Genomic DNA, 14,706 nt, shown 5'->3' with positions numbered 1-14,706 from the left:
CCTTCGCACAGCGGTGGTCGGCACTATCGGCCCACGTCCACCGACCGTACCCGTCACAGGTCACATCGGACGGTGACGACTCACCGGACTTGACAGCAACCGGGACCAAGGGCCTCCATCGCGGTCACGACGCGGCCCTCGATGGCCGGCTCGGCCACGCGTCGCAGCCGGGGATGGGGCGGGACGACGCGTCGACTAGTCGCGCCGGAGGGTCTTGCCCAGATCGTCACCCTCCCAAAGCCAGGCGCGGATGCTGTCGCCATGCTGGTCGAGCAGTGGGGGGCTGGCGTGGTGTACGGGCGTGGTCTCGGAGCCGTCGGGGGTGAAGAACCGCAGCGGGGGCCCGGGCAGCTGCACGGTCCCCAGAGTCGGGTGCTCGACGTCCACGAGCAGGCCCTGGGATCGGGTCTGGTCCCACTCGTACACCTCCTCCAACGTCCGCACCCGTCCCGAGGGCACCCCGGCAACAGAGAGCCGCTGCAGCAGGTCTGCCTTGTCCAGGTCGGCAAAGGTCTTCTCGAGCAGCGCGATCACCTGCGGCCGATGCGCGACCCGCTGGGCGTTCGTCGCCATGCCCGCCCCGTCTGGTTCCAGGCCGAACTCGTCGCATAGCCGCCGCCACAGGCCCTCGTTGCCGCAGGCGATCTGCACCGCCCCGTCGCGGCAGTGGAACAAGCCGTAGGGGGCGATCGAAGGATGATGGTTGCCTTGGGCCCGCGGCACCTCTTTCGCCACGGTCCACCGGGTCCCCTGAAAGGCGTGCACCCCCACGATCGAGGCCAGCAGCGACGTCCGCACCACCTGCCCGCGACCCGTGCGCTCACGCTCCAGCAAGGCTGCGATCACCCCGTAGGCGCCGTACATGCCCGAGAGCACGTCCCCGATCGGGACACCGACCCGCTGCGGGTCCTCCGGTCCTGAGCCGGTCAACGACATGAGCCCCGCTTCTCCCTGGGCGATCTGGTCGTAACCGGCCCGGCCGCCCTCGGGACCGTCATGACCGAACCCGGAGATCGAGAGCACCACCAGACGCGGGTTCAGCTCGGACAGCAGTTGCGGTGGGAACCCCAACCGGTCCAGCGTGCCCGGACGGAAGTTCTCCATCAGCACGTCCGCCCGCCGCACTAGCTCGGCCAGTACAGCCCGCCCGTCATCGGACTTCAGGTCCAGCGCCACCGACTCCTTGTTGCGGTTGCACGACAGGAAGTAGGTCGCCACCTCATCACCGTCCGAGCCCGGCACGAACGGCGGACCCCACGAGCGCGTGTCATCCCCAGTTCCCGGCGACTCCACCTTCACCACCCGCGCCCCCAGGTCAGCCATCATCATCGCCGCCTGCGGACCCGCTAGCGCACGCGTCAGGTCGACCACCAGCGTGCCCGCCAACGGGCCTGTCCGTCTGTCGGTCCCTGTGCTGTCGACATCCAGGGCCCCTTCTCCGTTCTTCCTGTGCGACAGGTCGTGGCCTGCCTTGTTCCTGGTCAACTGCCTGCCGCCACAACATCGTTGCGCAGCGTGCCCACCCCGGGTATGCGGCACTCGGCGACATCGCCCGGCCGCACGTGGATTGCTCCCGGCGTCCCGGGCGAGAGGATGTCGCCGGGGTACAGCGGCATCACCTTGCTGTGGAAGCTGATGAGAAACGCCGGCGAGAACCGCATGTTGGCCACGACGTTGGTCCGGCGGTCGGAGCCGTTGACCACGGTTGACACCTCGACGTCCTCGAGCCTGCCGATTTGTGCCAGGACTGTCTCCAGCGGGACGATCTCTGGCCCGAAGGAGAAGAACCCGGGGAAGTTCTTGGACCGGGTCAGGAAGCGGGGGTTGCGCTGGAGGATGTCCTCCGCGGTCTGGTCGAGGACGGGGACCACTCCGAGTACGTGGTCCAGGGCGTCCTCCTCCTCCACGTTGCGGCAGTAGCTGCCGATCACGATGCCCAGCTCTGCCTCGCTCGTGGTGCGCTCGCTCTGCGGTGGCAGGGGAATGGGCTCGTTCGGCCCGATAATCGTGTGGTCACCCTTGACGAAGGACGCCGGCTCCTCGGGCACGTCCTCCGACAGGTCAGCGGCGTGGTCGCGGTAGTTCAGCCCGATCCCCCAGATCAGCCGCGGGTGGCGGTAGGGCGCGGTGAACGTCACCGACTCCCGTGGCCGGAACCGGTGCGCAGGGGCCTCCGCGGCCATCCTGCGCAGCGTCTCGACCCGGTCCTGCCGGATCAGGGCCAGCAGGTCACCCCCGGCGGCCGGGTCGAGGTCCGAGGCGGTCACCACACCGCGGTGAGGGTCGACCAGAACGGCCAGCTCGACGCCGTCCTCGATGATCGTCGCCAGGTTCACGTGGACTCCTTCTCAGGTCGTTGGACTTCTTGACGCCGGTATGGCGTGTGCTGGGCGTGAGGGATGCTGCGTCAGTGGGCGCGGACGAGACCGCCGTCGCAGCGGATCTGCTCCCCCGTGACGTAGGCGGCCGCCTGGCTCGCGAGGAAGACGGCCACGGCCGCGAACTCCTCGGGAGTGCCGTAACGGCCGGCCGGGATAGAAGCCTCGGACCCCGCGCGAACTTCCTGCACCGTCCGGCCGGTGCGCTCCGCGGCAGCCTGGTCGAGCTGGGTCACCCGGTCGGTGTCGATCCGGCCGGGCAGCACCATGTTGACCGTCACCCCGGAGCCCGCGACCTCGCCCGCCAGTGTCTTGAGGTAGCCGGCCAGGGCGGCGCGGCCGACGTTGGACGCCGCGAGGTTGGGAAGCGGCTGCTGGACGCCGCTGGACCCCACCGCGACGATGCGGCCCCACCCCCGCTCGATCATCGCCGGCAGCACGGCCTGCACGAGCGCCACGTGCGGCCGCACGAGCAGGTCGACCGCGGTGGTGACGCCGTCCGCGCCCAGCTCCCTCGCCGTCCCGGGGCGTGGGCCGCCGCCGTTGAGGACGAGCACGTCGACGTCGCCGAACGTCTCTTGGGCGACCGACAGGACCCTCTCCGGAGTTCCCGAGTCCGTGAGGTCCGCGGCGACCCCCACCGTAGAGGGCAGCGACTCCGTGAGTGCCCGGACGCGGTCGACGTCACGGCCAACGAGCACGAGGTTGGCGCCCTCGGCGGCGAGCGCCTGCGCGATGGCCCGGCCGATCCCCGAGGTCGCCCCCAGCACAAGCGCTGTCCTGTCGCTGAGTCCCAGGTCCATCAGGGCGACGCCTCCCCAAGGAGCAGGGGCTGCACGGCTGCGAGATGGTCCTCGAGCAGCGCCAGCAGCCGATCGGGCATGGTGGCGGCCGGTGGCCGGACGCCCGGGTGGTCGAGCACGCCCCTCCGGTGCAGGAGCATCTTGCGCAGCGCCAGGGCGATCCCGTGCTGCTGCTCGAAGGTGGCCAGGGGCAGCCACGGGGACCAGGCGTCCCGCGCGGCCGCGACGCCACCCGTGGCGAAGGCGTCGAGGGTGGCGCGCAGGCCTTCGGGATGGCTGAACCCGGTCATCGCACCGGCAGCGCCCATGGCGAGCTCGTCGATGAGGCCGACACCGCCGAGCCCGCCGAACACCGGCACCGCTCCGACCTCGCTGAGACGGCTGATGGCCGGCGGCGTCGGAGGCGCCTCGGCCTTGACCGCGACGAGGAAGGGACAGCGCTGGACCACCTCGACAACCCGATCCACAACCATGACCACACCGCTCGCCACGGGGTAGTCCTGCACGACGACACCCATGCCCGTGGCCTCGTGCACCGCGGTGAGGTGGCGCACGACGACAGTCGGGTCAGGAGAGTTGAGCTGGACCATCAGGGCCGCGGGACGGCCTGCGGCCTGCAGCGCGTTCTGCGCCTGCTCGACCACCACGGCCGTGCTGCGTCCGGCGACGCCGAGGACGAGCGGTATACCGGCCGCCTCCTCCGCGACCACCTCGACGACGGCGCGCTGCTCCTCCAGGCTCAGGTGCGCCGCCTCACCGAAGACTCCGAGCGCCACGAGCCCGTCCGCACCGGCCTGGCGGGCGAAGCGCACCTGGCGTCGTGCCGACCTGAGGTCGACCTGGCCGTCGGCGAGGAAGGGCGTGGTCAGGATGACCCAGAGGCCCGGGGTCAGGGTCCCCGGCACGGTCGGGACCACGCCTACTCCCCGACCGTCGAGGAAGGGCCGACCAGCTGGTCGACAAGGTACTCCGCGATCGCCAGGCTGGAGGTGGCCGCCGGCGACGGCGCGTTGCGCAGCACCGTCACCCGTTCGCTGCGGTCGATGCGGAAGTCGTCGACCAGGCTGCCGTCGCGGTCCATGGCCTGCGCGCGGATGCCGCGCGGACCGACCACCACGTCGTCCGGGGATAGCTCAGGCACATATTTCTGGGCCGCGGCGATGAACCGGCGCCGGCTCAGCGAGCCTGCCATCTCCTGCACGCCGGTCCGCCAGTTCTTCCGGGCGAAGCCGGCGAACCCCGGCCACCGCAGCGTCTCGACCAGGTCTCGTGCCGAGATGGTGCCCCACCCGTAGCCCTCGCGGGCCAGCGCCAGCACGGCGTTCGGCCCGATGAGCACCTCGCCGTCGACCCTGGGGGTCAGATGCACGCCAAGGAAGGGATATCGCGGGTCGGGGACGGGGTAGACGAGCCTGGTGACCAGGTCCCTCCGCTCCGGCCGCAGCGCGTAGTACTCGCCGCGGAAGGGCATGATGCGTGGCTCTTCGGAGCCGCCGACCCTGCGGGCCAGCCGGTCGGCGTGGAGCCCGGCGCAGATGACGACGTGGTCGAACTCCTCCTCGACGGTCCGTCCGCCGGAGGTGCTCGTGACGACGACCCCGCCGGGGCGCTCCCGCAGGTCCGTCACCTCAGTGGCGGTCCGTACCCGGCCCCCGCCCTGCTCCACGAGCCCGGCCAGCCGCCGCGCCACGCCGGGGAAGTCGGTGATGGCGGTCGTCGGCGACAGCAGCCCGGCGACCCCCTCGACGTGCGGCTCGAGCTCGCGCAGCTCGGCCGCGGAGAGGTGGCGCACGCCTGGGACGCCGTTGGCCTCGGCCCGCCCGGCGATCCCGGCGAGCCGGGAGGCCTCGGCGTGGTCGAGAGCCACCAGCACCTTGCCGATCTCGTCGTAGGCGACGTCGTGCTCGGCGCAGAACTCCCGGAGCATGCCCACGCCCCGGCGGCAGAGCCGGGCCTTCAGCGAGCCGGGCGTGTAGTAGAGCCCGGCGTGCACCACCCCGCTGTTGCGGCCGGTCTGGTGCTGGGCGAGCGCCGACTCCTTCTCGAGCACGGTCACCTCGGCCCCCTGCTCGACCTCGATCAGCCGGTGTGCGACGGCAGCGCCGACGATGCCCCCGCCGACCACCGCATACCTGCGTCCCCTCACAGATCCTCCCTCTGCCGCGGGGGCTCGGCCCCGACAGTCGCGTGCTGGGTGTCCTCCGGGGAGGTATGGGGTTGCTCCGGCGGGTGCGTACCGACCGTACCGGCGCGGCCCGGCCGACCCCTCCCGGTCCGCTCCCGGCGGCGCCGGCGCAGCCCTGCGTTGCGGACCCTTACCCTCACGATCCGGGAGATCCACGGGCTGAGCAGCGGCAGCGTCACCAGCACGGCGATCGCCACGAGCAGCCACATCGAGGTGGTCCGCCGCAGGAAGATCGTCATGTCACCGCCGGAGATCACCATCGTCTGGCGCAGCGTCTCCTCCGCCAGCGGGCCGAGGACCAGGGCGATCACCAGAGCCGCCGGCGACATGCCGTAACGGCGCATGAAGAACCCGAGCACGCCGCAGGTCAGCATGATCCCGACCTCGATGATGCTGCCGTTCACGGTGTACGTACCGAGGGCGCACAGCACGATGATGACCGGCGCCAGGATCCGGAACGGGACGCGCGCGACGCTCGCGAAGCTGGGGATCATGAAGACGTTGATCAGCAGCAGCATGACGTTGCCGAGGTACATGCTGGCGATCAGACCCCAGGCGAACTCCGGGTTCTGCTCCATCAGCAGCGGCCCGGGCTGCAGCCCCCACATCAGGAAGCCTGCAAGCAGCACGGCGGTGGCACCAGACCCCGGGATGCCCAGGGTGAGCAGCGGCACCATGGCTCCGGCCGACGCGCCGTTGTTGGCCGCCTCCGGGCCGGCCAGCCCGGCCATCGCGCCCTTGCCGAACTTCTCCGGCGTCTTGGAGACCGACTTCTCAAGGTTGTAGGACATCAGCGACGCCACAGTGGCTCCGGCACCCGGCGCGGTGCCGACGAAGAAGCCGAGGAGGGAGCCGCGGCCCATGGCGCCGGCGCTCTCGCGGTAGTCCTGCCGGGTCGGCCAGAAGGCGCGGTCGCGCACCGAGACCTTGGCGTAGGCGATCTTCTCGAGGTGGCCGCCGCGCCACACCGTGTGCAGGATCTCGCCCACGCCGAAGAGCCCGATGGCGACCGGGACGAAGTCGATGCCGTTGATGAGCTCGGTCGAGCCGAAGGTGTACCGCTGCTGGCCCACGCCCACGTCGATGCCCACGGTGGCCAGCGCGAAGCCGATGAGGGCGGAGAGAAAGCCGAGCATCCGGTGCTTGCCGACGATGACGATCAGCGTGAGCAGCCCGGCCACCACCACGAGGAACAGCTCCGGCGGCCCGAATGTCTTGGCCACGGAGGCTGTGAGCGGGGCGAAGAAGCTGATGAGCACGGCGCCGACCGTGCCGGCCACGAACGAGGCCACAGCTGCCATGACCAGGGCGGGTCCGGCCCGGCCCTTCCGGGCGAGCGGGTAGCCGTCGAACGTGCTGGCGACGGTGGCTGACTCTCCTGGGGTGTTGATCAGGACCGAGGTGATGGTGCCGCCGTACATCGACCCGTAGTAGACGGCCGCCAGCATGACGATCGCGCCCGTCGGGTCCAGCCCGAACGTCAGCGGCAGCAGGATCGCCAGGCCGGCTGAGGGACCGAGCCCTGGCATGACACCGACGATCATCCCTACCGTCACGCCTGCTGCGAGCAGCAGGATGTTCTGCAGGGTCAGGACCGCGGCGATACCCGCCCCCAGGTCGTTGAAGATGTCCACGCTGACGCTCTCCTCGGGCAGTCGTGTTTCGCTAGAAGCGGGGCAGGAGCCCGCTGGGCAGACCGGCGTTGAGCGCGGTCTGGAAGAGCAGGTACATGGCGATCGGCACCAGCACCGCCACCAGGATGTTGGCCACCCAGCGGCCTCGGTTGAGGAACGAGAGCAGGCCGATGGTGAACAGCGCCGAGCTGATGATGGCCCCGAGGCTGTTGAGGGTGAGCAGCAGGACCCCGCTCAGGGCGATCGTGACGATGAGGGCGAGCGGGTGCCGCCCCAGGTCACCCTCGCCCGCCTCGTCCTCCTCGAAGCCGGCGTCCTCGACGGCGGCCTCACCAGGACGAAGGCTGTTGACGAGCGCGCCCGCCGCGATGAGCACGCCGAGGGAACCGATGATCTGCGGGAAGAAGCCGGGACCGATCCGCCCGCCGCCGGTGATCCGATCCATCTGGAAGGCCATGACGGTGTAGCCGACCAGGACGGCGAGCAGGACGGCGAAGAACACTGCGCGACCCCACGGCCGTCCCTCCGCGTGCCCGGCCGGGGCCGCCGGGGCGGCGACCTCCGGCCGGGCCGGCGAGTCGCTCACAGCGCTCCGGCCTCCTCCAGGGTGGTCCGGAAGTCCTCGTTGGTGGCGTCCAGGAACTCCATGAAGTCCTCGCCCCACAGCACGTTCTCGGTCAGGTAGTTGGACTCGATGTACTCGTCCCACTCCGGGGTCTCGACAACCTCCTTCATGGTGTTGATCCACCACTCCTGGGCCTCTGCAGGAGCCTCGGGCGGCAGGATCATGCCGCGCGGCATCGCCGGCAGGTCCTCGATGCCCTTGTCCTCACCGGTAGGGATATCCGGGAGGGCGGGCAGTGCCTCCTTCCCGGTGTAGAGCAAGGGGCGCACCTCCTCGGCCTCGACCTGGCCCAGGATCGAACCGGTGTTGGAGACGATGGCGTCCAGCGAGCCGGAGAACAGCGCCGTCTGGAGCTGGCCCTCCTCGTTGAACGGCACGTACTCGATCTCGTAGCCGGCGGCGTCGGCGATCAGGGAGTGCAGGATGAAGTCGACGTTGACTGTGCTGATGCCGCCGACGACCACGCTCTCCTGGGCGGTTGCGTGCTCGACCCAGTCCTCCCACGTCTGGAACTCGCTGTCGCCGGGCACGACGAACAGGGCGTCGTCGGTGGCGAACAGGCCGACGGGGGTGAAGTCCTTGTAGGTCCAGCCGGTGTCGGCCTGCAGCGGGGTGGTGATGAAGGAGCCGGACGTGGTGGAGATGCCGTAGCCGCTGCCGCGCTGGTTGAGAAGGTAGCCCCACCCGGTCGCGCCGCTGCCGCCCTCGCGGTTCTCGAGTCGAATGTCCTCGGGGTAGAGCTCGTACTGCTTGATGATCTCGACCATCGTGCGGGCCATGATGTCGTTGCCGCCACCGGGGCCGAAGGCGATGGTCCAGTCCATGTCCTCCGTGGGGTAGTCGGCGGCACTCTCGCCGCCGCCGCCACCGCCGTCGCCGTCGCTGTTGCCGCAGGCGGTGAGGGCGGCGAGAAGCGCGACGCTCCCGAGTCCTGCGATCACCTTTGAACGCATCTTTCCTCCTTTGGCCGGGGGTCCGGCCGGGTTGGCCGGTCCGTCACGGTGGCGGACCGGGGTGGTGCTGGTCGTTGCTGTCACGGGGTCGTGGTGGTCAGGGCATCCAGGCGGTGCCAGGACCCGGTGGCGAAGGCGGTGAGCCTGCCCTGGGTGTCGGTGAGCCTGGACTCCAGGTGGACGAGCCGCCGGCCGGCCTTGATGACCCGGCCGGTGCAGATCCCGTCGGTGGTGAGCGGCCGGAAGAACCGCAGCTGCATCTCGATCGTCATGGCGGTCGAGAGGTAGCGGTGGCACAGGTGGCCCATCGAGATGTCCATCACCGTGCCGAGCACGCCGCCATGCACAGACCCCTGGGGGTTGCCCAGGTGCGGCGCATAGGGCAGGTGCACCGTGCAGGTCTGCTCCGCGTCGTCGTAGTCGATCGACAGGCCGAGGAACCGGGCTAGGAAGAAGTCGCCGAACTCCTGCTTGTCGGACCGGGCCGCCTCGGTGGCCCGGGCCACGGCGCCGTCCCAGAGGGTGGCTGTCATCACGACCACCGGAACTCAGGCGGCCGCTTCTCCAGGAAGGAGCGCACGCCCTCGGCGAAGTCCTCGGTCTCGAACGAGGAGTTACGCAGGTCGAGCGTCTCCTGGTCGTCGCGGACCTGACCGCCGAGAACCCGGCGGACCATCTCCTTGCCGGCCCGGACGCTGAACTGGGCACGCGTGGTGATCACGCGCGCGAAGTCGTAGGTGTAGTCCTCCAGCTCCTCGGGCTCCACCACCTCGTCGACCAGGCCGAGCTCCACGGCCCGCCGGGCCTGGATCTGCTGGCCCGACATGAGGATCCACTTGGCCCGCGAGGGGCCGGCCAGATCCACGACTCGCTTGGTCGACTCCAGGCTGTAGACGAGGCCGAGCTTGGCCGGCGTGATGGCGAGCTTGGCCCTGGTGTCCGCGAAGCGCATGTCGCAGGCGAGCGCCAGCCCGGCGCCCCCGCCGATGCAGTAGCCGTGGATCATCGCGATGGTGGGCTTCGTCATGCCCTCCAGCGCCCGCTCCGCCGCCGCCACCTTCGCGTTGTAGTTCTTGGCCTTCACCGCGTCGCTGCGCTCGGCCTCGAACTCGGTGATGTCGGCGCCCGACGCGAAGGACCGCTCCCCCGCCCCGCGCAGGACGACCACCTTGACGGCAGCGTCGGCTTCGAGCTCGGCCACCAGACCGGGCAGGGCCCTGTACATCCCGATGTTGATGGCATTGTGGCTCTGCGGCCGGTTGAGGGTCAGTGTCGCTACGGCGTCGTCACGGGTGACGGTGAGGTCGTCGGTCATGGTCAGCTCAGTCATGGGTCAGCTCCTCGCTGCCTCGGCCGTTGCGCGTGAGCCGACGGGGTCGTTCAGTTCGGGGTGAGCGTCGAAGAGCACGCCCCGCTCGAAGAGCTCGGCAATCCTGTCGTCGGGGACGCCTGCCTCACGGAGCACCTCGGCCGTGTGCTGTCCGATCCACGGCGCCGGTCCGCGGACCGAGAAGTCGAGGTTGCTGAACTTGGTCGGCGGGGCGATGGTCTTCATCGGGCCGATGATCGGGTGCTCGACCTCGGCGATCATCCCGCGGGCGATGACCTGCTCGTCCTGCAGCGTCTCGTCGTAGCGCAGCACCGGCCCGACCGGCACGCCTGCGGCGTCGATGATCTCGATCCACTCGTGCGTGGTCTTGGTCTGGGTGATCGCCTCGATGTCCGCCTGCAGCTCGTCACGGTGCGCCATGCGGTCCTGCAGCGTCAGGTAGCGAGGGTCTTCCTGCCACTCCGGGACCCCCAGCGCGTCTTCCACCAGCCGCTTCCACAGCCGGTCGTTGCCCGCGCCGATGGTGACGAACCCGTCGGCGGTCTTGTAGGCCTGGTAGGGGGTGGACCGTCGGTGCCGGGTCCCGGTCGCTTCGGGGACCTCTCCGGCACCGAAGTAGGCGCCCTGCTCCCACACGGTCCAGGCCAGCCCGGCCTCGACAAGGGAGATGTCCATGTACTGGCCCTGTCCGGTGCGCTCGCGCAGCATCTGCGCGGCCATCACCGAGTAGATGGCCGTGGCGCCGGCGGCAATGTCGTTGATCGCGATCCCGACCTTGGCGGGACGATCACCGTCGCCGGTCATTCGCATGAACCCGGTGACGCCCTGGGCCATGATGTCGAAGCCCGGACGGTGCTGGTACGGACCGGTCTGGCCGAAACCGCTGATGGAGCAGTAGAGGATGTCGGGCTTGATCGCCTTGACGGTGTCATAGTCGATGCCCAGCCGCTTGGTCACGCCCGGACGGAAGTTCTCCATCACCAGGTCGGCGCTCTCGACGAGCGTCAGGAAGATCTCTCGCGCCTCGGCCGACTTCAGATCCAGGGAGATGCTCCGCTTGCTGCGGTTAGGCATGGCAGCCGGGTAGCTCTCGCCGCCGAACTTCGGCTCGAAGCGTCGCGAGTCATCCCCGGTGTGCGGCTGCTCCACCTTGATGACGTCGGCACCGAGCTCAGCCAGCACCATCGTCGCGTAGGGGCCGGACAGGAACCGGGTCAGGTCCAGGACTGTGAAGCCATCCAGTGGGAGCATCAGTGATCTTCCTGTATCGTGGGAAATGCTTTCTGCGATAAGGGAAGCGTAGGCAAGCTCCTGGAGCAGGTCAAGAGGAAGGCCACGATTCATGGCGAACGACGAGCGAGCTGGGCGCAAGGAGCCGGCAACCAGCATGCCGCCGGCCCGGCGACCGCGCGGGGGTGTGCAGTCCATCGACCGGGCGGTGCAGATCCTGCGCTGCTTCGACTCCGAGGACCCCGCGCTCGGCATCACCGAGCTGTCCCGTCGCACCGGCCTGTCCACCAGCACGGTGCACCGCATCCTGGCCTCGATGCTGGACAACGACCTGGTGCAGCAGGGGTCCGACCGGCGCTACCGGCTGGGACCGTTGATCCTGCAGCTCGGCCGCAACGGAGGAATCCCGGCCGCGTTCCGTGACGCTGCGCTTCCTGTCGCCAAGCGGCTGCGGGACCTCACCGACGAGACGGTCGGCATCCACGAGCTGCTCCCCAACGAGCACCGCGCGGTCATCGAGCAGGTCGAGAGTCGTCAGGAGCTGCGCCGGACCTATACCGAGTTTGGCGTGCCGATCCCCATCCACCACGGCGCGCCCGGCAAGGCGCTCCTGTCACACCTGCCGGCAGACCGCCAGGAATGGTGGCTCGCGCAGCCGATCGACCCGGCAACCCCCCGGACGATCGACGACCCACGGGCGCTGCGGCGGCAGCTGCGCGAGATCCGTGCGCTTGGCTGGGCGTACTCGGACGGTGAGAGGACCTCCGGCATTCGTGCCGTGGCCGCCCCCGTGACGGATCACGCCGGCGAGGTGGTCGGCGCGCTCGGCCTGTCTGTGCCGACGCTTCGTCTGGACGACGAGCGGCGTGAGGTCCTCGGCGAGGCGGTCAGGGACGCGGCCTGGCAAGTGTCGCTCGCCCTGGGCGCGACGCCCGAGAGCCGGGCCCGCGTGGTGCAGCGGGCGGGCGGCTGACCGTGTTCGCCCCAGACGGCCCCTCAGCCGGCCTTCACCGACAGCACCGGGCAGGGCGCGTCCATGAGGATCTGCTGCGCGTGCGAGCCGAGCAGAAACTTGCCAACGGCAGAGCGTCGGCGCAGCCCGATGACGATGACCTCGGCCCCGATCTCCTCGGCGACCTCAAGGACGTCCTCGCTCGGGAGCCGGCCACGCTCCATCGTGCGCACCTCGTGCTCGAGCCCCTCGGCGGCCAGCTGCTCCGCCGCGCGGTCGAGCGCGTCACGGAAGCGCTTCCGGGCGCCGGCCTCCTTGGCCTGAGCGGGGTCGTAGCTGGCGACGAGGACCACCTTCGCGCCCCGGCGCCTCGCTTCCCTGGTGGCCTCCGCCAGGGCGGCCGTGCCCTCGGGGGTGGGGATGAATCCGACGACGACTGCCATGCGACTCTCCTGATGGTGTGTGCGGGGTGGGGTGTTGGGGTTGTTTCTGGGCGTCGCTCGCAGCGGTCACGTGGGGAGGTCGGCGACGCCCAGCACGTTGGCCTCGATCCAGCCGGCCGCGGCGACCACCTCGCGGCCGACCTCGTCGAGATCCATGAGCGCCACGCGCTCCTGGGGGCCGGTGATGTTCACCGAGCCGAGAACCGTCCTGGACCTGTCCGTCAGCGCGGCGGCCACCGAGGCGACACCGGGGACGCGTGACTCCTGGGACACCGCCCACCCGCGCTCCCGGATGCGGGCCAGCTCAGCCTCGAGCGAGGACCGATCGGCGCTAGGCCGCAGCTCCCCGTCGAGGTAGGCCCTCTGCTCGGACAGCGGGAGAGCAGCCAGGATGGCCAGCGAGGGCGCCCCGTGCAGGAGAGGCAGGGGCACACCGAGATCGCGGTAGGTGCGGTGCAGCTCGTGACGCGACTCGACCTGACGCACGACGATCCGCGACCACCCCTGGCGGAGGTGCAACGCGGACGTCTCGCCGACCGCGTCGCGCAACCGCACCAGGGCCGCGCCAGCCGCGGCCGACAGGTCCCCCCACTGGGCGGTGTAAGCCTCCGCCAGCCCAACCGTCCGTGAACCGAGGGCGAAGCGTCCTTCGCCGAGCTCTCGGACGAGACCGGTGGCCGCGAGCGTCTGCAGGTAGCGCCAGGCGGTGGTGCGGTTCAGGCCCAGGCGGGAAGCGACCTCCGCAGCCCGCAGGGAGGGCTGGTCGGCGGTGAAGGCGAACAGCACCTCGACCGCTCGCGCGACAGACTGCTGCCCCGCTACCCTCTCGTTCATTGGCCGCACTCGCTTGTGCACGATGTGAACACAAGCACAATCTAAGGAGCCTGGATGGCGCGTGTCAAAGGGACCGCTCCGGCAGCAGCGCCCGCGCCGCTCTTCCCGGTGCGGGAGGTCGTGCTCGGAGTGTTCGTCCCGGCTCTGCTGTTCGGCATCGCCATCGGGATCGCCCTGCCCCTGATCCCGACGGTCGCCACCCGCCTCGGGGCCGACCTGGCGATGGCGGGGTTCGTCACAGCTCTGCTGCCGATCGGCAAGATCGTGGCGGACGTGCCGGCCGGCGCCCTCGCGGCGCGTCTGGGGGACCGCAGGACGATGATCCTGGCCACCGGCCTCGGGTTGGCGGCCTACGCTGGCGCGGCATCAGCCCCGACCCTGTGGGTCCTGCAGCTGAGCATCTTCGCCCTCGGCGCCTCGACGGCCGTCTTCCAGCTGGCGCGACACGCCTACCTCACCGAGATCACTCCGCCGGAAAACCGCGCGCGCGTCCTGTCGACCCTGGGCGGGATGCTGCGGCTGGGCTACTTCCTCGGTCCGCTGATGGGCGCGCTGGTCATCGTCACCACCTCGCTGCGGCCCGCCTTCTGGCTGGGCGCAGGTTTCGTCCTGCTCACGCTCGTCGTCCTGGTGGCCGTGCGGGACTCGGCCACGAAGCCCGGCCCCACGGGAGCGGGAAAGTCAGTCCTCCATGTCGCCCGCGAGCAGCGCCGTCTCTTCCTCACGCTGGGGCTGGCGACTCTGGTCGTCGGCGCGGTCCGGGGCGCCCGGCAGACGGTCATCCCGTTGTGGGGCGAGTACCTGGGGCTGGACCCTGAGATCATCTCGCTCGTCTTCGGCCTGTCGGGAGCGCTGGACATGGTGCTCTTCTATCCAGCGGGCAAGGTCATGGACCGGTACGGCCGGCTCTGGATCGCCGTCCCCTCGATGCTCCTCATGGGCCTGGCCATGGCGATCGTGCCGTTCACCGGATCGGTCACCGGGCTGGCGGGCGCGGCGGCGCTCCTCGGGTTCGGGAACGGCCTCGGAGCCGGGATCATCATGACGATCGGCGCGGACGTCGCGCCGACAGACAGCCGTTCCGCCTTCCTCGGCGTGTGGCGCCTCTTCCAGGACACCGGTGACGCGGCCGGGCCGCTCGTCATCGCCGCGGCAACCGCCCTCGGCTCCCTCGCCGTGGGCATCTGGATCACCGGAGCGCTCGGGGGCGCCGCTGCCGGCGCGCTCGCTCGGTGGGTGCCCAGGTACTCGATGCATGCCAACCGGACGACCCGACGTCGTGCGGGAATCCTGGCACCGTAGGGCCTGGCGACCCGCACGCGGTCGATCGCCGACAACA

The 14,706-nt window shown here is 70.3% G+C and carries 15 protein-coding genes; 2 read left to right on the top strand and 13 right to left on the bottom strand.

Features of this window, described 5'->3' with window-relative positions:
• Positions 1 to 195: 195 nt before the first annotated feature.
• The 11 genes from IEV65_RS02505 to IEV65_RS02455 form a co-directional block, all read right to left on the bottom strand.
• Positions 196 to 1,386: a CaiB/BaiF CoA transferase family protein gene (locus IEV65_RS02505; protein WP_229734808.1), complete on the bottom strand. Its 1,191-nt coding sequence runs from the start codon at positions 1,384 to 1,386 to the stop codon at positions 196 to 198.
• A gap of 95 nt (positions 1,387 to 1,481) precedes the next feature.
• A complete protein-coding gene (locus IEV65_RS02500; protein ID WP_188428019.1) occupies positions 1,482 to 2,336 on the bottom strand; it encodes a fumarylacetoacetate hydrolase family protein in 855 nt (284 codons plus the stop codon).
• Between the two features lie 71 nt (positions 2,337 to 2,407).
• Entirely contained in the window at positions 2,408 to 3,181 is a 774-nt protein-coding gene (locus IEV65_RS02495; protein WP_188428018.1) for an SDR family oxidoreductase, read from the bottom strand.
• Entirely contained in the window at positions 3,181 to 4,098 is a 918-nt protein-coding gene (locus IEV65_RS02490; RefSeq protein ID WP_229734806.1) for a dihydrodipicolinate synthase family protein, read from the bottom strand. The genes IEV65_RS02495 and IEV65_RS02490 overlap by 1 nt, the downstream gene beginning before the upstream one ends.
• A 2-nt stretch (positions 4,099 to 4,100) precedes the next feature.
• Positions 4,101 to 5,327, bottom strand: a complete 1,227-nt coding sequence (lhgD, locus tag IEV65_RS02485) for an L-2-hydroxyglutarate dehydrogenase (RefSeq protein ID WP_188428017.1) — start codon at positions 5,325 to 5,327, stop codon at positions 4,101 to 4,103.
• Positions 5,324 to 7,000 (bottom strand): tripartite tricarboxylate transporter permease, encoded by a 1,677-nt coding sequence (locus IEV65_RS02480; protein WP_188428016.1) that lies wholly within the window; start codon positions 6,998 to 7,000, stop codon positions 5,324 to 5,326. The genes lhgD and IEV65_RS02480 overlap by 4 nt, the downstream gene beginning before the upstream one ends.
• A 31-nt stretch (positions 7,001 to 7,031) precedes the next feature.
• Positions 7,032 to 7,586, bottom strand: a complete 555-nt coding sequence (locus tag IEV65_RS02475) for a tripartite tricarboxylate transporter TctB family protein (protein ID WP_188428015.1) — start codon at positions 7,584 to 7,586, stop codon at positions 7,032 to 7,034.
• Entirely contained in the window at positions 7,583 to 8,578 is a 996-nt protein-coding gene (locus IEV65_RS02470) for a Bug family tripartite tricarboxylate transporter substrate binding protein (RefSeq protein WP_188428014.1), read from the bottom strand. Before IEV65_RS02470 ends, IEV65_RS02475 begins: the two co-directional genes overlap by 4 nt.
• An 80-nt stretch (positions 8,579 to 8,658) precedes the next feature.
• Positions 8,659 to 9,111, bottom strand: coding sequence for a PaaI family thioesterase (locus IEV65_RS02465; protein WP_188428013.1), 453 nt, complete (start codon positions 9,109 to 9,111; stop codon positions 8,659 to 8,661).
• The gene (locus IEV65_RS02460; RefSeq protein ID WP_229734804.1) at positions 9,111 to 9,908 is read right to left on the bottom strand and encodes an enoyl-CoA hydratase-related protein; all 798 of its coding nucleotides are present in this window, start codon (positions 9,906 to 9,908) and stop codon (positions 9,111 to 9,113) included. The genes IEV65_RS02465 and IEV65_RS02460 overlap by 1 nt, the downstream gene beginning before the upstream one ends.
• Before the next feature lie 3 nt (positions 9,909 to 9,911).
• Positions 9,912 to 11,159 (bottom strand): CaiB/BaiF CoA transferase family protein, encoded by a 1,248-nt coding sequence (locus IEV65_RS02455; protein WP_188428012.1) that lies wholly within the window; start codon positions 11,157 to 11,159, stop codon positions 9,912 to 9,914.
• A gap of 166 nt (positions 11,160 to 11,325) precedes the next feature.
• Between IEV65_RS02455 and IEV65_RS02450 the strand changes: the two genes are divergently transcribed.
• Entirely contained in the window at positions 11,326 to 12,111 is a 786-nt protein-coding gene (locus IEV65_RS02450) for an IclR family transcriptional regulator (RefSeq protein ID WP_229734802.1), read from the top strand.
• A 23-nt stretch (positions 12,112 to 12,134) separates the two neighbouring features.
• Here the strand turns inward: IEV65_RS02450 and IEV65_RS02445 are convergent, their stop codons facing one another.
• Positions 12,135 to 12,533, bottom strand: a complete 399-nt coding sequence (locus IEV65_RS02445) for a universal stress protein (protein ID WP_188428011.1) — start codon at positions 12,531 to 12,533, stop codon at positions 12,135 to 12,137.
• A gap of 66 nt (positions 12,534 to 12,599) precedes the next feature.
• Entirely contained in the window at positions 12,600 to 13,367 is a 768-nt protein-coding gene (locus IEV65_RS02440) for an IclR family transcriptional regulator (RefSeq protein WP_188428010.1), read from the bottom strand.
• A gap of 54 nt (positions 13,368 to 13,421) precedes the next feature.
• On the opposite strand from IEV65_RS02440, the gene IEV65_RS02435 reads away from it, so the two are divergent.
• Positions 13,422 to 14,669 carry an MFS transporter gene (locus tag IEV65_RS02435; protein ID WP_188428009.1) on the top strand — a complete coding sequence of 416 codons (1,248 nt, stop codon included), beginning with the start codon at positions 13,422 to 13,424 and terminating at the stop codon, positions 14,667 to 14,669.
• The last annotated feature ends 37 nt before the right edge of the window (positions 14,670 to 14,706 follow it).

It is taken from the genome of Ornithinimicrobium tianjinense (genome assembly GCF_014636495.1).
Lineage (GTDB): Bacteria > Actinomycetota > Actinomycetes > Actinomycetales > Dermatophilaceae > Ornithinicoccus > Ornithinicoccus tianjinensis.
The sequence above is the reverse complement of the archived record's forward strand: the minus strand, read 5'-3'. Positions and strand labels throughout refer to the sequence as shown.